The following is an 18,970-nucleotide window of genomic DNA, read 5'->3' as shown; positions in this document are numbered from 1 at the left end:
TTAGGAAGTGATTGTATGACAAACAAACCAGTCCCCTTCAAAGAAAGCAGAATTATCCAAACAACGTTCCTGCTGGTTTTAATGGGCTTTCTATTCAGCTTTATACCAGACGAGAACTGGTCCCTTCTAGCGATGAATATGGGCATAGCTGGATTATGCTGCTTACTATTTTTTGTTTTTTGGTTAAAGACCAAACATGAGAGTAAACGATATTTTTCTTTATTGTCGTATGTAATGATTATTACTTTGGCCATCTACTTTGTCATTCCATTTTTCAGGGTGTTCGCTGGTCAACTTATCTCTTGGCTTGGAATGGTATTGATTATCATTATGATTGTTTTGCCCTTTCTTAATAGGGAATCGATAGCAACAGGGTTTGTAAATCCTTCTAAAAATCCCGTTGGAAAGTACTTTTATACCGTTTTCAGCTTGATCTTCGGGTTTGGAGTAATTTTCTTTTCTACCATAAACTTCTCCGAGAATCCTAATGCAATTGCCCTTTCGTCTTTCTTTTTCATTTTTGCTCTGTTATTCCTGTTTATAGCCCCAATAATGTGGATTAAGCCAAGTCGGGTAGAGGAGCTGGAGAAATGATTCAGAATGACGAATCGCGCTTGTTAGAGAAAAACGACCTATCCTTTAAAGAAAGCCGGATACTTCATGTGGCTCTTTCCATTGTGATTGTTACTTTTCTATTCAGTGCTTTACCTGAATGGTCTGCACCTCAGTTTAAAGTAAATGCGGTTATCTCTTTCTTATTAATGATGGTCATTGTTGTATCTTGGAAGGCAGTAGAACTTAAAGTAAGGTATTTTTCCATTCAGAGTTACTGCCTGATCTTCTGTTTGTCCCACTTATCTGCTCAGCCAATCATTAAATATTTCTGGCAGGAGGGTAATAGTGCCTGGATTTATTTTGCGTCTTGTTGGATTGTCGGCTTTATCATATTGCATTTTTTCAGGGAAGGTCTATTTCAGGCTTTTTCAAAAATTTATGAAAGCAAGTTTAGCATTGGCTACCACATAGTTGTATTTAGCTTTTTGCTGTTGGTTCCAATAATCGTTACCATTATTACAGTTAATGAACTGAATATCAATATAGGGTATGGAATGGTGCTCTATGTGCTGTCTATTATCCTACTTGTGACACTTCCGGCCTTTCTTAAAAGACCAGAAGAGATCAAAATATATGAATCTACTAATTGATTAGAAGGAGAGATTCCCCAATGTTCAACAAACACAAAAAAGCCATGCGCAACGCCAAATTCAAAAAGCTGATCACCAGGACAATCGGACACGTCAAGGTGGACACTGTGCTTACTGAAGAGCAAGTTACGCCTGGTGATACACTTATCGGTGAAGTTCAGCTGTCGAGCAAGAAAGGGTTTAAAGAGATAGAGAAGGTAAGTGTTTCTCTTATGCAGCAGTTCCTCTTTTCGGATGATACGGTGGCCAATCTTTCCTTGATCACTGCCGAAATGAGACTGTCAGAGGAGCAGAAAGAGCTCAATGAGTTGGCGTTGCCATTTGAATTGAAAGTCCCTTATTTTACACCGAAGAGTGCCGTGAACAGAAAATGCTGGATTCAGACGGACATCGATCTTCCTTATAAGCTGGATCCGAGAGACATGGATTTCATCGAGGTAAATGAACATCCGCTTCTTCCGTATGTGAATAAAATCGTGACGGAAGAGTTGGGTTTTCTTAAAACAAATAGAGAAGAAGTCATTCATTACCCGCAATTCCAGCCTAAGTGGGTCATTGATCAAAAGGTGTTGAATCATCCACTTTACCCGATGCTTTCAAGCAGGAAAGTGCCGGTAGCTCATGAGATCGAATATTTTCCTCCAGAAGAATACCGGGACAAATACCGTGAAATTGAATTTATTTACGATATAAAAGAAGATAGCTTGGATCTGTATGTGGAGCTTCAATTTATCATTCCGAAAGAAATTGGGGGATACTTCAAGCGTGCTGCCATAAGTGAAAGCGACCGGGATGAAAGAATCCATAGGCTGTCTTTCACTAAAGAAGAACTTCAGGATCCAGAGAACATCAAAAATAAGCTGATGGCACTCATGGAAAATACAGAAATACCGAAAGAATTAAGAGTTTAATCAAACGTTTGTTTAAAAAGATTGAAGCCTTTGTAAGTGAACTGCAAAACTTCGAAAGAGGTTGGGACAAAACTGTTTTTAGTCGAAGAAAACTCCGAACTATTATGTTGAATTCTAGGATTCAAAATAGTTCGGATTCTTTTTTTCTAAAGTATGCGCTCATTCCAGCGGTTGATTGGAGTGCAAGACGAAGACTCCTGCGGGAGAAGTGGCCAATGTGAGACGTGTCCAGCTCTGGGGCTTAGAGGCACATGTCATAAGTCAAACCGACCAAGAAGGCAAAGAACGCCTTCGTGTCCGGTTCGCCTTATGCCGCCCGCCTCTGAGCAAAGCCCTCCGCTTTTCGGCCCGCAGGCTTGCCGAGGAGGCTCGCGGGTCACCCGCGGAAAGCGAAGTCTTGCACGGAAATCAATAGCGGTATTAAGAGCCCACACTTTAATTTTCTCCAAAGCTAATCAACTATCAATAATTTTTTTCAATCTTTTGCTTTATCGTTTCGATTTTTTCAGGAACTACATACAAATAGTCTATCAAAGCCTCCAACAATTCTATCAGCAGTTCTGCTGTTTTATCATCAATCTCCTTTTCCAGCTCAAGCATCTGGAAAAATGGGCTTTCCGGGCGGGTGAGTTGGCTTAATGTTTGAATGGGTGATGATAAATCAACATTCTTTGGCAGCTGCTCAAATTGCTCTGCTAAAGTCTGGCTTTTAGCTTTTTCCGCGTTCAGGTTTTTCACTAAACTTTCAAGAACCCGCTTTGTCATGACCGCTGTAGCTGAGTGATCATTGGACTGGTTCACATTTAGAGCGGATCGATAAGACCTCACAAGATCCTGCGAAATTCGCTTGTTATCTTGTATTTTATCGAGAGGACCATTTGTTACATGTGGATCGTAGACGTGGACGGTGACTTCTTTCGTCTGGTTCGTTGAATTTTCCTTGATCATTAAAATAAAAGTAGAGGGTTTTTTGCACGCAGAACAAATTCCATCTGAGAAGACCCCGGTTTTTATCTGATAAAAGTTAGCTTTTAATGCAAATTCTCCTTGTTTCCGGCAATTCGGGCACTGTGTCCGGACCTTTTTGGGGACTTTTAAGTAACCGTACTGAGTAGATGATAGTATAGATCCAGGCGTGATTTCTCTCATTTCAACCTCCTAAACAGCAAAGATTTTTTCGTTTTATTGTAAAAGTATGAAAAACCATACAATTACTTCTATATAAAATTATAACTTTATAAAGCTGGACAACAAGTTCTATTAAATGGAAAATGCAACCAAATTCAATAGAATAAGAACTATCGGGATAAATGTCTATAAAAAAGATTCGAAGAAACAGTTCAAAATTATGGGGTGATTTCTCTAATATTTAACATCAAACCTTCTTTCAATGACCGTTAGCAAAAAACAGCAAGAGTTACGGTTTCTACTACTCGTATTTTTAATCAAACGTTTGTTTAAATTTTTGAAGAATGCCTTCAAGATTTTTTGTTTTAACTCGTTCCAGCAGTTGATTGGAGTGCGAGACGAAGACTCGTGAGGGAGAAGTGGCCAATGTGAGACCCCACCAGGCTTGCCGAGGAGGCTCACGGGTCACCCGCGGAAAGCGAAGTCTTGCACGGAAATCAACTGCGGTGTTCAGTAGACCCATGCAAGTTAAAAGAAGTATTACACTTTCGAAATCCTTCCCCAACCAAAACATTCGGAAAAACCGCTATAATTGGGTAGAATAGAAACAATGGTTTTATTGACTAACGGTTGGAATGTAGAAGGAGAGAAATCATGACACATTTTACAGATGATAGCTTAGCTTTACATACAGATTTGTATCAGATCAATATGACGAAGGCTTATTGGGATGATGACTTCCATAATCGAAAGGCGGTTTTTGAGGTGTTCTTTCGAAAGCTGCCTTTTGGGAATGGATATGCGGTATTTGCCGGGTTGGAACGTGTGATTGAATTTGTGAAGAATTTTCATTTCAGTAAGAGTGATATCGAGTATTTAAGTGAGCTTGGATATGAGGAAGAGTTCCTCAATTATTTAAGTGATCTCAGCTTCACCGGGACAATCCGGTCGATGCGGGAAGGGGAGCTTGCTTTTGCGAATGAGCCTCTCTTGAGGATCGAAGCGCCACTTGCCCAGGCACAGCTTCTAGAGACGGCAATTCTGAATATCGTTAACTATCAAACATTGATCGCGACAAAAGCGAACCGGATCAAGCAGGTGGTCCATGATGAAGTGGTGATGGAATTCGGTACCCGCCGTGCGCATGAGCTGGATGCAGCGGTTTGGGGAACACGGGCAGCTTTCATCGGCGGATTCGATGCCACCAGCAACGTGCGTGCAGGGAAAATTTTCGGAATGCCTGTTTCAGGTACACACGCACACTCATTAGTCCAAGCGTATCAGGATGATTACACTGCCTTCCATAAGTATGCGGAGAGCCATAAGGATTGCGTGTTCCTCGTGGATACGTATGACACGTTGAAGTCCGGTGTGCCTGCTGCGATCAAGGTGGCGAAAGAGCTTGGGGATAAGATCAACTTTAAAGGCATCCGCCTCGACAGCGGTGACATGGCTTACTTATCCAAGAAAGCCCGTAAAATGCTTGATGAAGCTGGTTTTACCGAAACAAAGATCATTGCCTCCAACGACTTGGATGAATACACCATCCTAAACTTGAAGGCACAGGGAGCCCAAATTGATGTATGGGGCGTAGGTACAAAGCTGATCACGGCGTACGAACAGCCTGCGCTCGGTGCGGTGTACAAGCTCGCTTCGATTGAAAACGAACAAGGCGAGATGGAGGACTCCATCAAGATATCCAGTAATGCGGAAAAAGTTTCTACTCCCGGTTTGAAAAAGGTTTATCGCATCGTCAATAAGGTTAATCATAAATCAGAGGGGGATTATATTACTCTTGAGCATGAAGATCCCCAAAACGAGGACCGTTTAAAGATGTTCCATCCCGTTCACACGTATATCAGTAAGTTTGTGACGAACTTTGAGGCGAGAGAGCTTCATGTCGATGTATTCAGAAATGGGGAACTGGTATATGAAACACCGCCCCTTCAGGATATGAGGGAGTTTGTCAACGAGAACCTTGATTTGCTTTGGGATGAATACAAGCGTTCGATGAACCCGGAGGAATACCCGGTGGATCTTAGTGATGAGTGCTGGACGAACAAGATGAACCTCATCCAGCAGGTGAAAGCCGAAGTGAAGGAAAGGTTTCATTCCGGCAGGTAGTTAAGATTTGTGATTGGGTAAGATAAACAGGTATACTATGATGTAATAAAACCTAACATGGAGTGTGAAAGTATGGATTCTCTTCAGAAACAGATTGTAGAAGAAATGATGGTAACCCCCGATATTGACCCTAAGAAAGAGATACGCCGCAGTATAGATTTCATGAAAGAATACTTAAAGAAGCACTCATTTTTAAAAAGTATGGTGCTTGGTATTTCCGGAGGGCAGGACTCTACTCTTCTAGGGAAACTTGCTCAGATGGCGGTCGATGAATTAAACGAAGAAGCAGGCTCGCCTGAATATGAATTTTACGGAGTCCGTCTTCCTTATGGTGAACAAGGGGATGCTCAGGACGCTATCGATGCAGTGGAGTTCATAGGTCCGTCTGTATCCATGACCGTCAATGTCAAACCTGCAGTGGATGCCAGCTTCTCCTCTTTGAAAAAAGAAGGCATCGAGATGTCTGATTTTGTTAAAGGGAATGAGAAAGCGCGTGAGCGGATGAAGGTACAATTCGCGATTGCCGCGATGAAAAATGGTGTCGTGCTTGGAACAGATCATTCAGCAGAAGCGGTCACCGGCTTCTATACGAAGTACGGTGATGGAGCGGCCGACCTTGTGCCTCTCTTCCGCCTTAATAAACGCCAGGGGAAATCACTGCTGAAAGAGCTTGGCTGTCCCGAGCATCTATACAATAAAATCCCTACAGCAGATTTGGAAGATGATAAGCCGCTGATTCCGGACGAGAAAGCGCTGGGTGTGACTTACGACCAGATCGATGATTTCCTCGAAGGAAAAGAAGTCCCGCAGGAAGCAAGGGAAACGATCGGGAAACACTACCTGAAATCACAGCATAAGCGTCATCTTGCAGTTACAGTGTTTGATGACTTCTGGAAATAAGCCTAAAGAAAAGCCGGTTCTCATATGAATGAGAGTTGGCTTTTTTATTGTGCATTCATGAAGGTGAAGTGAGGGTGTGGCGCAGTCGCACGTTAAAACAAAAATGAAAGATTTTTAATGAAAATTAAAAGATTATCGATGGAAACTCGAAGATTATTGGGTAAAACTCGAAGATTATCAGGTGAAACTCAAAGATTACCGCACAAAACTCGAAGATTTCTTCAATCAAGAACCTCCCGGGGGCAAGGACAGCCAGTTAAAATGACCATTCAAAATGAAACTCCACAAAAAGCATACTCCTTGCAAGTAATTTAACTCAAATCAACGCTGAATAACAGGTAATATGACAAATTTCCTAAAATTTCTTTTTATTTTACCCCGAAATGGAGGATTTTTGAAATTTGAAACGAAAGTATTAATAGTTAAAGAGAGAAAATCAATCAACTTAAAAGGGATACAGGAGGGGTCATATGTCACTTGAGGATGTAAATCCGAAGCTGCAAAATGTCGTTGAAAATATAGAGAAGGTTATGATTGGAAAGAGAAAGGTAGCGGAACTGAGCGTGGTGTCTTTACTGGCCGGCGGTCATGTGCTGCTTGAAGATGTTCCCGGCGTCGGGAAAACGATGATGGTAAGGGCGCTTGCGAAATCTGTCGGGGCAAGCTTTAAGCGAATCCAGTTTACGCCGGATCTTCTGCCGTCGGATGTGATCGGGGTGTCGATCTATAATCCGAAAGAGATGGAATTCAATTTCAGGCCGGGCCCGCTCATGGGGAATATCATTTTAGCGGATGAAATCAACCGTACGTCTCCTAAAACGCAATCAGCGCTGCTTGAAGGGATGGAAGAAGGGAGTGTGACCATCGACGGAAATACGCGCAGGCTTGATAAGCCGTTCTTCGTTATGGCTACACAGAACCCGATTGAGTATGAAGGGACGTATCCATTGCCTGAAGCCCAGCTTGACCGTTTTCTTTTAAAAATGAAAATGGGATATCCGGAGCCTGCGGAAGAGATGGAAGTGCTGCACCGTGCGCAGAAGAATCCTCCCATCGATGAATTGGAGGCGGTCATGACCCTCGAAGAGCTGCGTTATCTTCAGGAAGAAGTGAAAGAAGTATTGGTGGATGACACCATAAAAAAATACATCGTGGATATAGCGGGCCGTACGAGGATCCATGCGAATGTGTATCTTGGAGCAAGTCCCCGCGGGTCGATTGCATTGATGAAGGCGTGTCAGGCGTATGCGTTTTTAAGAGGAAGAGATTATGTGGTACCTGATGACGTGCAATTCCTTGCGCCTTATGTGTTTGCACATCGAATCATCATGAAATCGGAAGCACGTTATGAGGGGATTACGCCGGAGGAAGTAGTCGAGAGAGTGATGGCACGTATTCCTGTTCCGGTTCAAAGGCTTGTGAGATAGCATGAATACCAAACTTCAGTTTTTCAAGCAAATAGGCAAGTTTTTGCTTCTTCTTCTTTTAATCGCCATCACCTTTATATATGCCATGTTTCAGGGTGGATTTGTCAGCTGGTTTTTGTTTTACAGCTTTCTTCCCTTTGCGTTGTATTCGCTGCTCGTATTCATTTATCCGCTTTCCGATTTTTATGTGGATAGGACGTTTGAATCTGCTGAATACAAAGCGGGGGATGAGCTTAAGGTGACTTTGACGCTGAGAAGGAAGGTTCCTTTTCCGCTGTTTTATATGGTGCTCGAAGATGTCGTAACAGAGTCACTTTTCCAGCAGTCTTCCTTTCAAAAAGCAAAATCAATGATCTATCCAGGGTTCAGAAGGGAAATGAAGCTGTCCTATTACATAGACGAGCTTCCGCGAGGCGAGCATATCTACTCTGCGGTCCGTCTTAAAACGGGAGACTTCTTCGGGGTATTTGAGAAAGACACTGTCATTGATTGCAAGGACCAGCTGCTGGTCTATCCTTCTTTCGTCGAGGTTCAATACAGACCGCTCGAGAATCGTTACGACCAAGGGATGACTTCATCCAATGTGAAAATACAAAAGGATACAACGATGGCAACGGGTGTCCGTTCGTATCAGCCGGGAGACCGCTTTTCCTGGATCCATTGGAAGTCCTTTGCCCGGACCAATGAATTGATGACAAAGGAATTTGAAGAACGGCAGTCCCACGATGTACTCATCGTTCTCGACCGTGAGTATTCTGCCGCTTTTGAGCCGATGGTCACCTTCACCGCTTCCGTCATACGTTCCATTATTAAAAAAGGGGCGCAGGTCGGGTTGATTTCAATAGGGAAAGAGCATCACTCATTTGCGATCAGAGGAGGAGAGGAGCATCAAGGGCAGCTCTACCATCACTTGGCAAAAGTACAGCCTGACAGCCAGTTTGCGCTGGGAAAAATCCTGCAGGGCGAAGGATTGAACTACTCTCAATCTGCAGCGGTCTTTTTTGTTACGGCTTCCGTTTCGAAAAAAATGATCATGAGTGTCAATAATTATTCCAAGCGAAACAGTTCAGTGGTTATTTTCCTGGTCAAGGCGAAAGGGGAATCTTACACTTCAGAGGAAAAAGCATTGAAAGCATATGCATCCTCACGCGGTATCTGGCTGAAGGTATGTTACGACGGGGAATTCTCATCTGCCTTTTCGGAGGTGAAGCGCGCATGAGGGGAAGAGCATCAACCAATGAATTTTATTCTATCTTGATCTATCTGTTCGGATTCCTGCTCCTATGGGAATGGTTGAAACCATTGAAGGTCGTAACCGATACAGGGGATTTGACATTCTTTATCATGTTTAGTGCACTTGCGCTCGCATTATCTTATTTTAGGGTCCATTATTTGCTGTCAGGAACAGTGAAAGCCATCTTTATCATGATTTCTTTGCATGCCCTCTATTTTGAAGGAAGCTTGTTCGATCTCACATGGCTGGGAGTATTCCTTAAAGATCTATGGCATAACGCAGGTTTAACGCTGGGCAGGGATTGGTCGAATTTATCCTTTGTCTTTCGAAGTTTATTGTTCTTCATCTTGTTATGGCTTATGACGTATCTGATTTATTACTGGCTGTCGATCAGGAAGGCGATCCTGCTTTTCTATGTGATGACAGTAACGTATATCAGTGTCATGGATACGTTTACGGTGTATGAAGGCGACAAAGCGATCATCCGTGTCGTTGTGTTTGGCTTCCTGCTCATGGGACTGCTCGCTCTTGAGAGGTTGATTCAGAGTGAAAAAATGCTTGGGTCGAACATGAGCAGGCACCGGTGGATTGTGCCGCTTACGGTGATGCTCGGAGTCAGCTCGATTGTGGCTTTTGCCGCACCGAAAGCCGACCCGATCTGGCCGGACCCTGTTCCATATATTCAATCCTTTGCAGAAGGCTCAGGCGGGCTGCAGGGCGTGAGTAAGCTTGGGTATGATTCTGACGACTCGAAGCTTGGAGGTCCGTTCATCGGTGATCCGACCGTGGTCTTCACAGCTGAGGTGACCAAGGAACATTACTGGAGAATCGAAACCAAAGATTTGTATACCGGAAAAGGGTGGGAGCAATCAATGGACGAGGATTCCGGAATGCCTTTCCGGTCGGATGAAGAGCTTCCGTATACACTCACCCCTAAAAACGAAGACCGCGACCTTCAAACTGAAAAAGTCATGATAGAAGAAGCGTATTCTCATGTGGTGTATCCTTACGGGATTGAAAAGGTGACAGGTAATGAAGAAGGTTCCTTTGAATTTATGCCCGTCAACGAGAAGATCAGAAGTCTTGATGGAGAAGGAGACGCTGTTAAATTAGAAGAGTATGCCGTCACCTATCGTTCACCCTCTTATTCACAAAAAGGAATGAGGGCGGCGAATGCAGATCAGGAAGCCATGCAGGTTCCTGAGTTTGTGGACAGATACACCCAAATACCTCCTTCCACTCCGCAGCGGGTAAAAGATTTAGCTGCTGAAATTACTCTAGACGAAGAAGATTGGTATGATAAAGTCCGTGCCATTGAAGGGTATTTTGAGAAAGAAGCGTACGTATATGATCAATTTGATGTCCCTGTTCCAGAAGAGGGACAGGACTACGTGGATCAGTTCCTGTTTGAGACTCAACGGGGATATTGTGACAACTTCTCGACTTCGATGGTCGTCATGGTCAGATCCCTTGGTATTCCTGCCCGCTGGGTAAAAGGGTATACAGAAGGGGAGTACAGCCGTCAACTTGATTCGGAGTACAGGCTCTATGAAGTGTCTAATAATAACGCCCATTCCTGGGTAGAGGTATTTTTCCCGGAAGTGGGATGGGTTCCGTTTGAACCGACTGTCGGGTTCAGCAATAACATTGCATATGAGTATGATCTAGACCTTGAAGATTCCGATGAAGATCAGGCGCCGGTACCAGAAAAGGAAGAAACGCCTAAAAAGCCGTTGGAGCCTCAAGAAGAGGGTGCGGCAAGCACTGGTTTTTCTTTTAAAGACCTTTGGGACAATATAAAAACGTTCTTTGCAGAGAACTGGGGTAAACTCATGGTCGGTTTCTTGCTTCTGGTTTTTGCAGCGGTGATGGCCTATATTTTGAGAAGACGCTGGCTCCCTTACTTCCTGATTATCTATTACAGAAGAAGAAAGTCTGACGATGTTTATTCTGAAGCATATATTTCATTGGTGAAACAATTAGGAAGATATGGGTTGAAAATGGAAGACGGACAGACCCTCAGAAGTTTTTCCCGTTATATCGATTCCTTCTTTGGAACCTATGAAATGACGAGTTTGACCAACCGTTATGAACGAACATTGTACGGTCACAAGCCTGATCGGGAGGATTGGGTGAAGATGAGAGAATTATGGGAAAATTTAATTAAAAGGACAACAGGTTGACCGCTTCATCAACAAGGTTTAAAATGATGTCAAATTAATAATAGAGTTCGTTAGCATCCTTCGTATATCCTCGATAATATGGTTCGAAAGTTTCTACCCGGTCACCGTAAATGACTGGACTATGAAGGCAGTGTTCTATTTAGACATCTCTGCATGCCAAAAAACTAGAATCCTGCCTTTTTCACAGGCGGAGTCTAGTTTTTTTGCTTTTTTGGCCATTAATTGCCGCTGTTGATTTCCGTGCAAGACTTCGCTTTCCGCGGGTGACCTGTGAGCCTCCTCGGCTATCGCCTCCGGGGTCTCACATTGGCCACTTCTCCCGCAGGAGTCTTCGTCTTGCACTCCAATCAACAGCTGGGACAGGTTAAAACAACTGTTTGTTTCCAGAATTCCATTCTCTTAAAGTAACCAAGAGTGGATTGGAGCGGAAGACATTTGACTCCGACGGGATATAGAGGAAAGGTCGAGACCCCGCAGGCGGAACGCCGAGGAGGCTCGACTTCCTCCCCGCGGAAAGCAAGTGCCTGCAGCGGAAAGGAACGGTCTCGATCGTAAACAGAACAATTTTTAAAAGAATGCTAACAAAAAGGATGTAATTGTGGATGGTAAGGGAATCATACACAAAAGAGAGATAATAACTGGATGAGGTGAACTGAATGCTAGGAAAAGAAGAATTGCATAATCAGGAAATGATCGTCGTTTTAGACTTTGGAAGTCAATATAATCAATTGATCACACGAAGAATCCGTGAGTTCGGGGTGTACAGTGAACTTCACCCTCATACAATCACGCTGGAAGAAATCCAGGAAATGAACCCGACTGGAATCATCTTCTCAGGCGGACCGAACAGCGTATATGGAGAGAATTCATTCCGTTGTGATGAGCGCATCTTCGACTTGGATATTCCGATCCTGGGTATTTGCTATGGCATGCAACTGATGACGATGCATTTCGGCGGTAAAGTGGAACGTGCCAAACACCGCGAATACGGTAAAGCGGCTATACAAATCGAGAAAACGTCGAAGCTCTTCTCCGGCCTGGAAGATGAACAGGTTGTATGGATGAGTCACGGGGATCTTGTTATGGAAGCGCCTGAAGGCTTTGATGTGAATGCTACGAATCCATCATGTCCGATTGCATCGATGAGCAATGAAGAAAAAGGTCTTTATGCCGTGCAATTCCATCCGGAAGTCCGCCACTCTGTTCATGGTAATGAGATGCTTAAGAACTTCGTATTCGAAGTGTGCGGCTGTGAAGGTGACTGGACGATGGAAAGCTTCATCGATATGGAAATGGAGAAAATCCGTCAGACAGTCGGAGACAAAAAAGTCCTTTGTGCCCTTAGCGGCGGTGTGGATTCTTCTGTCGTAGCGGTTCTTATTCATAAAGCGATAGGCGATCAGTTAACGTGTATCTTCGTTGACCATGGACTTCTTCGTAAAGGGGAAGCGGACAGCGTCATGAAAACATTCGCTGATGGCTTTAACATGAACGTAATCAAAGTGGATGCGCAGGACAGATTCCTCGACAAGCTGAAAGGTGTATCCGATCCGGAACAAAAGCGTAAAATCATCGGCAACGAATTTATTTATGTGTTTGATGACGAAGCGACGAAACTGGAAGGTATCGATTATCTTGCTCAAGGTACTCTGTACACGGATATCATTGAGAGCGGGACAGCGACTGCACAGACGATCAAGTCCCACCATAACGTCGGCGGACTGCCTGAAGATATGCAGTTCACCTTGATCGAACCTTTAAACACGTTATTTAAAGATGAAGTACGTGTCCTGGGTTCTGAGCTTGGCATTCCGGATGAAATCGTTTGGAGACAGCCGTTCCCGGGTCCTGGTCTTGGTATCCGTGTCCTTGGGGAAATTTCAGAAGAGAAACTTGAAATCGTGCGCGAATCAGACTACATCCTTCGCGAAGAAATCAAGAAAGCCGGCCTTGACCGTGATATATGGCAGTACTTTACCGTCCTTCCTGATATCCGCAGTGTCGGCGTCATGGGAGATGCCAGAACATATGACTATACAATCGGGATCCGCGCCGTTACGTCAATTGACGGCATGACTTCCGATTGGGCGCGCATCCCTTGGGATGTTCTTGAGAAAATCTCAACCCGAATCGTAAACGAAGTCGATCATATTAACCGCGTGGTGTATGATGTGACGAGTAAGCCGCCTGCTACGATTGAATGGGAATAAGCGATCGGTAAAATAGATCCGGGTAAATGATACACGTCCCGAACTCAAACCGAACATTTTATAATTAATTTTATAAAATGTTCGGTTTTTCTATTGACCACTCTGTCGATCGTTGGTACAATAGTCATGTCATAATAAATCTAAATATTTTATTGTTACGTCGTATAATTTCGGGAATAGGGCCCGAGCGTTTCTACCAAGCTACCGTAAATGGCTTGACTACGAGGTGATTGATGGAAGGACTTCATATCAGTATTGTCGTCCTATCTGTTTTTTATCTTACAGTCAAAGCTCTGAACTCTTGGTAGTTCAGAGTTTTTTTATTTGGAATCTGCGACGCACAAGGGAGGACTACAGAAATGAAGAATTTCTTTCAGTTTGAACAACTGGGGACGAACTACAGAAGAGAATTTATCGGGGGACTGACAACCTTCCTTTCAATGGCTTATATACTGGTTGTCAACCCGTTGACGTTGACGCTTCAATCAGTGCCGGATCTTCCGGATAGTATGAGAATGGACTCGGGTGCGGTATTCGTAGCGACAGCTTTGGCTGCTGCAATCGGATCACTGATTATGGGGCTTCTCGCGAAGTATCCGATTGCACTTGCGCCGGGAATGGGGCTTAATGCATTTTTCGCTTATACGGTTGTTTTGACAATGGGCGTTTCATGGCAATCTGCCCTTACTGGTGTTTTGATATCAGGATTGATTTTTATCCTATTAACCTTGACGGGTGTTCGAGAAAAGATTATTAATTCCATTCCTTCTGAATTAAAATTTGCAGTTGGAGCGGGTATCGGACTGTTTATTACATTTATCGGCTTTCAGAATGCGGGCATCATTGTGAACAATGATGCAGTACTTGTAGGGCTTGGTGATTTGACTCATGGAAATACATTACTCGCGATTTTCGGGATCGTCATCACGGTGATTTTGATGACAAGAGGTGTTAAAGGCGGCATTTTCATTGGGATGGTCGCGACTGCGATTGTTGGTATGATTGTCGGTCTTATTGACACTCCAAATGGTGTGGTGGACGCGGCACCTAGCCTTGCGCCGACCTTTGGTGCAGCACTTGAACCGTTGTTTGGTGATGCAGGCAGCATTTTTACAATCCAGATGCTTGTTGTCGTCCTTACTTTCCTATTCGTCGATTTCTTTGACACAGCAGGTACACTTGTAGCGGTGGCAAATCAGGCAGGGTTAATGAAAAATAACAAGCTTCCGCGTGCAGGCAAAGCGCTATTCGCTGATTCTTGTGCGACTGTAGTAGGGGCCATTCTTGGTACTTCAACGACTACATCTTATATTGAATCGTCTGCAGGGGTTGCGGCTGGAGCGAGAACCGGATTTGCTTCCGTTGTTACGGGCGTGCTATTCTTGCTGTCCATATTCTTTTTCCCGCTGCTTGAGGTCATTACTGCACCGGTGACGGCTCCGGCACTTATCATCGTCGGTGTGCTGATGGTGTCGTCATTAGGTGAAATCGACTGGAAGAAGTTCGAAGTGGCCGTTCCGGCATTCTTGACGATCGTTGCTATGCCGTTGACTTACAGTATTGCTACAGGTATCGCAATCGGATTTATATTTTACCCGATCACCATGATCATGAAGGGCCGTGCAAAAGAAATTCATCCGATCATGTATGCGTTGTTTGGCATCTTCGTACTGTATTTTGTATTCATTGCTTAATTATCGATTATTCAAAACTGATCTCACCTTGAGGTCAGTTTTTTCTTTTTGAAAAAGAGGATGTGGGAGGGCGGAAGAGAATGTAATACTAAAGGGAATTATATTTAATTGAAATAAATGTTCATTTTCGTTAAAATCATGTAATCGGATAATGTCGGAAATGGTCGAATTAATGGGGAGAATTACTTATGTCTACTTTAAATGTGAAGAAAACATTGAATAATAATGTCCTGATCGCGCAGCATGATGCCTATGGAGAAGTCGTTCTGATTGGAAAAGGGATAGGCTTTAACCGGAAAAGCGGGGACCCGATCCAGAACGATATCGCAGAAAAAATGTTCGTCCTGAAAGGAGAAAAGGAGCAGGAACAGTATAAAAACTTGCTGCCACTCCTGAATGAAGATATTTCGAATGTCATCATTTCTGCAATCGAATTGATTCGTGAGCGGACGAATTCCTTCTTGAATGAACATATTCACATTGCGCTGACAGACCATATTCTCTTTGCCATTAACAGACTGATGAGAGGGATGGAAATACGAAACCCCTTTTTAGTAGAAACAAGGACTCTCTATCCATTTGAATATGAAATAGCCCGTGAAGTTGTAGGGATGATCAATGATATGACAGATGTGAACCTGCCTGAAGGGGAAGTGGGGTTCATTGCCCTTCATATTCACAGTGCAATGATGAATAAAGATCTTTCTGAAGTGAATCAGCATTCTCAGCTGATTGCCAGACTGACTTCGATGATCGAACAGCAGCTGGACGTGACAATTAACAAAGAAAGCGTCGATTATATGAGGCTTGTCCGTCACATACGATATACAATCGAGCGTGTCCTTCGTGAAGAACGTGTGGAGGAACCAGAAAAAATCGCAAAACTGTTGAAAGAGGAATACCCTCTCTGCTATAATTTATCTTGGAAGCTGATCAAGATGATGCAGCAAACATTACGCAAACCTGTTTATGATGCAGAAGCAGTGTATTTGACCATGCATCTGCAGCGTATACAGACCAAAGTTAAATAATGTACTTATCTATCTTACGTGTTACTGATTCGATCAGGCATGAGTAAAGAAGATAATTGAAACGTATGAATTGGGGTAGTCTATCCTTATACGTTCAATGTCCTCTTTTCTCATGCCTTTTTTCATGGCCAGATCCGGCGCCTAGCCCCTCGAGGCGTTTCGGACCGCCCAATGAAGTCAAAGAACGACTTCACTGGTCGGCCCAAAAACGCTTGTCGGGGCTGAACAAGTCGCCTGCTCTTTTCGTGTTTGCTATCATCTAATCTGCTGAATAAAAAACCAATTATCAAAAGGAGGAAAACTCATATGTTTAAAAAGGCTTTTGGCGTCTTACAAAAAGTCGGTAAAGCGTTAATGCTTCCTGTTGCGATTTTGCCGGCTGCCGGACTTCTGCTTGCGTTTGGTAATGCTCTGCAGAATCCTACTTTATTAGAAATTGCTCCATTCCTTGCAAGCGGCGGTGTCGAAATGGTCGCTAGCGTAATGGAACAAGCTGGTGGAATTATCTTCGGGAACTTGGCACTCCTCTTCGCAGTCGGTGTTGCCATCGGGCTCGCTGGCGGTGAAGGTGTTGCTGGACTCGCTGCCATTGTTGGTTTCTTGATTATGAACGTAACAATGGGTACGGTGGAAGGATTAGGAATTGGCGATGTAACGGGTGAAGGGGTAGACCCTGCCTATGCGCTGGTTCTTGGAATCCCTACACTGCAAACCGGGGTATTCGGCGGTATCATCGTCGGTATACTGGCAGCGTATATGTATAATCGTTTCTTCCAAATCGAACTTCCTTCTTACTTAGGATTCTTCGCTGGTAAACGATTCGTGCCGATCGCAACTGCTGCGTCTGCAGTTGTTCTAGGTTTATTGATGCTTTTAATCTGGCCGCCGATTCAAAACGGTCTGAATGCATTCTCGAATTTCATGCTGGGTGAAAACAGAGCGTTTGCGGCATTCATCTTTGGTGTTATCGAACGTGCTCTTATCCCATTCGGACTTCACCATATTTTCTACTCACCATTCTGGTTTGAGTTTGGTACGTATACTTCAGAAGCTGGTAACATCATTCGTGGTGACCAGGCCATCTTCATGAAACAAATCCAAGATGGTGTGCAAGATCTTACTGCCGGTACCTTCATGACTGGTAAATTCCCGTTCATGATGTTCGGTCTTCCGGCTGCGGCACTTGCAATCTACCATGAAGCGCGCCCTGAGCGTAAAGCGGTAGTGGCAGGTATCATGGGATCTGCAGCTTTAACATCATTCTTAACAGGTATCACAGAACCGATTGAATTCTCATTCTTATTCGTAGCGCCGGTACTATTCGGTATCCATACGATTTTTGCAGGTCTGTCATTCTTAACGATGCATCTATTGGATGTTAAAATTGGTATGACATTCTCAGGCGGTCTGATTGACTATATCTTATTTGGTCTCATCAACCCGCAGACAAATGCATGGATTGTCATCCCTGTAGGTCTGGTATTTGCAGTCATCTACTACTTCGGATTCCGTTTTGCGATCCGCAAATGGAACCTGATGACTCCTGGTCGAGAAGAAGTGGAAGATGAAGACGGAGAAACAGCAGGTGCAGGTACAGCTGGAGAACTTCCATACAATGTTCTTGAAGCTTTGGGCGGAGAAGAAAACATCGCTCATTTAGATGCTTGTATCACTCGTCTTCGTGTATCGGTAAACGATGCGAAAGGCGTAGATAAACCAAGACTTAAGAAATTAGGTGCTTCAGGGGTGCTTGAAGTAGGTAACAGCATTCAAGCGATCTTTGGTCCTAAATCTGATACATTGAAATCGCAAATGCAAGACATCATGCGCGGGAAAGCTCCACGCAAAGCACAAACAAGTGCAAACGAAGAAGTAGAACAACAGATTGAAGAAGTGAATCCAGATGCTCTTCAAACGACAGAAGAAGAAAAGAACGAAAAATTCGTAGCGCCTATCACGGGTGAAATCAAAGAAATCACGGAAGTACCGGATCAAGTATTCTCCGGCAAAATGATGGGAGACGGGTTCGCAATCGTACCAACAGAAGGAACAATCGTTTCTCCTGTAGATGGTAAAGTCGTGAATGTATTCCCTACCAAGCACGCTTTAGGACTTGAATCCAAGAGCGGCCGCGAAGTACTGATCCACGTCGGAATCGATACAGTCAAACTGGAAGGTAAAGGCTTTGAAGCACTGGTAAAAGAGGGAGACCAAGTAGAAGCAGGTCAACCATTACTAGAAGTAGACTTAGACTACATCAAAGAGAACGCACCTTCTATTATGACGCCTATCGTTTTCACAAACCTTAAAGAAGGTCAGCAAGTGACTGTTGAAAAGACAGGTAAAGTGAATCGAAACGATGAAAATATTATCAAGATCGACTAATTAAAGATGAGAGACCCCGCACCGAGTGTAAAGTATCGGTGCGGGGTTTTGTTTTATATAGAAGAAAGAAGGTAAAAAGAGTGGAAATGTACAATGGAAGGGCTTGGCCTTCTGAGGGTCGACACTATTAGGAGAAGTGCGTAAAAGTAGAGGAATGTGGATGGGAAAAGACTCTATTAAAAAGTTTAAATTAATTTAGCGAAAACTGTTGACGGAACTCGAAATGGTTGATATACTTTAAAAACCGTCGCAAGTGAGACGCAAAACAACTTGAATTGATAGAAAAACTTCTAAAAAAAGTTGTTGACAAGAGCGTCGCATTCTTGTTATGATGGTTAGGTCGCTTCAAACGGAGCGCGCAACAAATTGAACCTTGAAAACTGAACAAAACAAGACAATACGTCAACGTTAATTCTAGATTTACCGTAACGATTATCGTTACAAAAAAGAGCTATTCAAACTTTTATCGGAGAGTTTGATCCTGGCTCAGGACGAACGCTGGCGGCGTGCCTAATACATGCAAGTCGAGCGGATCAAA

13 protein-coding genes, 1 rRNA gene and 2 riboswitches are annotated in these 18,970 nt (G+C 43.7%); of the genes, 13 read left to right on the top strand and 1 reads right to left on the bottom strand.

Features of this window, described 5'->3' with window-relative positions; all coding sequences use genetic code 11:
• Window positions 1-15 precede the first annotated feature (15 nt).
• The 3 genes from AAEO50_RS15230 to AAEO50_RS15220 are packed head-to-tail and all read left to right on the top strand — an operon-like array spanning window position 16 to window position 2,116.
• Window positions 16-594, top strand: coding sequence for a hypothetical protein (locus AAEO50_RS15230; RefSeq protein WP_341985148.1), 579 nt, complete (start codon window positions 16-18; stop codon window positions 592-594).
• Window positions 591-1,205 carry a hypothetical protein gene (locus AAEO50_RS15225; RefSeq protein WP_341985147.1) on the top strand — a complete coding sequence of 205 codons (615 nt, stop codon included), beginning with the start codon at window positions 591-593 and terminating at the stop codon, window positions 1,203-1,205. Before AAEO50_RS15230 ends, AAEO50_RS15225 begins: the two co-directional genes overlap by 4 nt.
• Window positions 1,206-1,225: 20 nt before the next feature.
• Window positions 1,226-2,116 (top strand): sporulation protein, encoded by an 891-nt coding sequence (locus AAEO50_RS15220; protein ID WP_341985146.1) that lies wholly within the window; start codon window positions 1,226-1,228, stop codon window positions 2,114-2,116.
• Window positions 2,117-2,578: 462 nt separating this feature from the next.
• Here AAEO50_RS15220 and AAEO50_RS15215 read toward each other — a convergent pair whose 3' ends face one another.
• On the bottom strand, window positions 2,579-2,917 hold the full coding sequence (locus AAEO50_RS15215) for a hypothetical protein (RefSeq protein WP_341985145.1): 339 nt from the start codon (window positions 2,915-2,917) through the stop codon (window positions 2,579-2,581).
• A 981-nt stretch (window positions 2,918-3,898) separates the two neighbouring features.
• On the opposite strand from AAEO50_RS15215, the gene AAEO50_RS15210 reads away from it, so the two are divergent.
• The 10 genes from AAEO50_RS15210 to AAEO50_RS15165 all read left to right on the top strand — a co-directional run.
• The gene (locus tag AAEO50_RS15210; RefSeq protein WP_341985144.1) at window positions 3,899-5,368 is read left to right on the top strand and encodes a nicotinate phosphoribosyltransferase; all 1,470 of its coding nucleotides are present in this window, start codon (window positions 3,899-3,901) and stop codon (window positions 5,366-5,368) included.
• A 72-nt stretch (window positions 5,369-5,440) separates the two neighbouring features.
• On the top strand, window positions 5,441-6,268 hold the full coding sequence (nadE, locus tag AAEO50_RS15205) for an ammonia-dependent NAD(+) synthetase (protein WP_341985143.1): 828 nt from the start codon (window positions 5,441-5,443) through the stop codon (window positions 6,266-6,268).
• A gap of 470 nt (window positions 6,269-6,738) precedes the next feature.
• Window positions 6,739-7,695 carry a MoxR family ATPase gene (locus AAEO50_RS15200; RefSeq protein WP_341985142.1) on the top strand — a complete coding sequence of 319 codons (957 nt, stop codon included), beginning with the start codon at window positions 6,739-6,741 and terminating at the stop codon, window positions 7,693-7,695.
• A 1-nt stretch (window position 7,696) separates the two neighbouring features.
• Window positions 7,697-8,914, top strand: coding sequence for a DUF58 domain-containing protein (locus AAEO50_RS15195; protein ID WP_341985141.1), 1,218 nt, complete (start codon window positions 7,697-7,699; stop codon window positions 8,912-8,914).
• Window positions 8,911-11,112 (top strand): transglutaminase TgpA family protein, encoded by a 2,202-nt coding sequence (locus AAEO50_RS15190; RefSeq protein WP_341985140.1) that lies wholly within the window; start codon window positions 8,911-8,913, stop codon window positions 11,110-11,112. Before AAEO50_RS15195 ends, AAEO50_RS15190 begins: the two co-directional genes overlap by 4 nt.
• 40 nt (window positions 11,113-11,152) lie before the next feature.
• Window positions 11,153-11,254, top strand: a riboswitch (purine riboswitch).
• Window positions 11,255-11,768: 514 nt separating this feature from the next.
• Entirely contained in the window at window positions 11,769-13,322 is a 1,554-nt protein-coding gene (gene guaA, locus AAEO50_RS15185; RefSeq protein ID WP_341985139.1) for a glutamine-hydrolyzing GMP synthase, read from the top strand.
• 140 nt (window positions 13,323-13,462) lie between these two features.
• Window positions 13,463-13,564, top strand: a riboswitch (purine riboswitch).
• Window positions 13,565-13,681: 117 nt separating this feature from the next.
• Window positions 13,682-15,016, top strand: coding sequence for an NCS2 family permease (locus AAEO50_RS15180; RefSeq protein ID WP_341985138.1), 1,335 nt, complete (start codon window positions 13,682-13,684; stop codon window positions 15,014-15,016).
• Between the two features lie 188 nt (window positions 15,017-15,204).
• Entirely contained in the window at window positions 15,205-16,047 is an 843-nt protein-coding gene (glcT, locus tag AAEO50_RS15175; protein WP_341985137.1) for a glucose PTS transporter transcription antiterminator GlcT, read from the top strand.
• A gap of 306 nt (window positions 16,048-16,353) precedes the next feature.
• Window positions 16,354-18,432: a glucose-specific PTS transporter subunit IIBC gene (gene ptsG, locus AAEO50_RS15170; RefSeq protein ID WP_341985136.1), complete on the top strand. Its 2,079-nt coding sequence runs from the start codon at window positions 16,354-16,356 to the stop codon at window positions 18,430-18,432.
• 463 nt (window positions 18,433-18,895) lie between these two features.
• A 16S ribosomal RNA gene (locus AAEO50_RS15165) occupies window positions 18,896-18,970 on the top strand; the annotation flags it as partial.

This window comes from Rossellomorea oryzaecorticis (genome assembly GCF_038405515.1).
Taxonomy (GTDB): Bacteria; Bacillota; Bacilli; order Bacillales; family Bacillaceae_B; genus Rossellomorea; species Rossellomorea oryzaecorticis_A.
The sequence above is the reverse complement of the archived record's forward strand: the minus strand, read 5'-3'. Positions and strand labels throughout refer to the sequence as shown.

Bases quoted from the DNA above. Each gene is read 5' to 3' on its own strand.
- AAEO50_RS15190 (WP_341985140.1), top strand. From the start codon at position 8,911: ATGAGGGGAAGAGCATCAACCAATGAATTTTATTCTATCTTGATCTAT.
- nadE (WP_341985143.1), top strand. From the start codon at position 5,441: ATGGATTCTCTTCAGAAACAGATTGTAGAAGAAATGATGGTAACCCCC.
- AAEO50_RS15180 (WP_341985138.1), top strand. From the start codon at position 13,682: ATGAAGAATTTCTTTCAGTTTGAACAACTGGGGACGAACTACAGAAGA.
- AAEO50_RS15210 (WP_341985144.1), top strand. From the start codon at position 3,899: ATGACACATTTTACAGATGATAGCTTAGCTTTACATACAGATTTGTAT.
- AAEO50_RS15200 (WP_341985142.1), top strand. From the start codon at position 6,739: ATGTCACTTGAGGATGTAAATCCGAAGCTGCAAAATGTCGTTGAAAAT.
- AAEO50_RS15225 (WP_341985147.1), top strand. From the start codon at position 591: ATGATTCAGAATGACGAATCGCGCTTGTTAGAGAAAAACGACCTATCC.
- AAEO50_RS15220 (WP_341985146.1), top strand. From the start codon at position 1,226: ATGTTCAACAAACACAAAAAAGCCATGCGCAACGCCAAATTCAAAAAG.
- AAEO50_RS15195 (WP_341985141.1), top strand. From the start codon at position 7,697: ATGAATACCAAACTTCAGTTTTTCAAGCAAATAGGCAAGTTTTTGCTT.
- ptsG (WP_341985136.1), top strand. From the start codon at position 16,354: ATGTTTAAAAAGGCTTTTGGCGTCTTACAAAAAGTCGGTAAAGCGTTA.
- guaA (WP_341985139.1), top strand. From the start codon at position 11,769: ATGCTAGGAAAAGAAGAATTGCATAATCAGGAAATGATCGTCGTTTTA.
- AAEO50_RS15230 (WP_341985148.1), top strand. From the start codon at position 16: ATGACAAACAAACCAGTCCCCTTCAAAGAAAGCAGAATTATCCAAACA.
- glcT (WP_341985137.1), top strand. From the start codon at position 15,205: ATGTCTACTTTAAATGTGAAGAAAACATTGAATAATAATGTCCTGATC.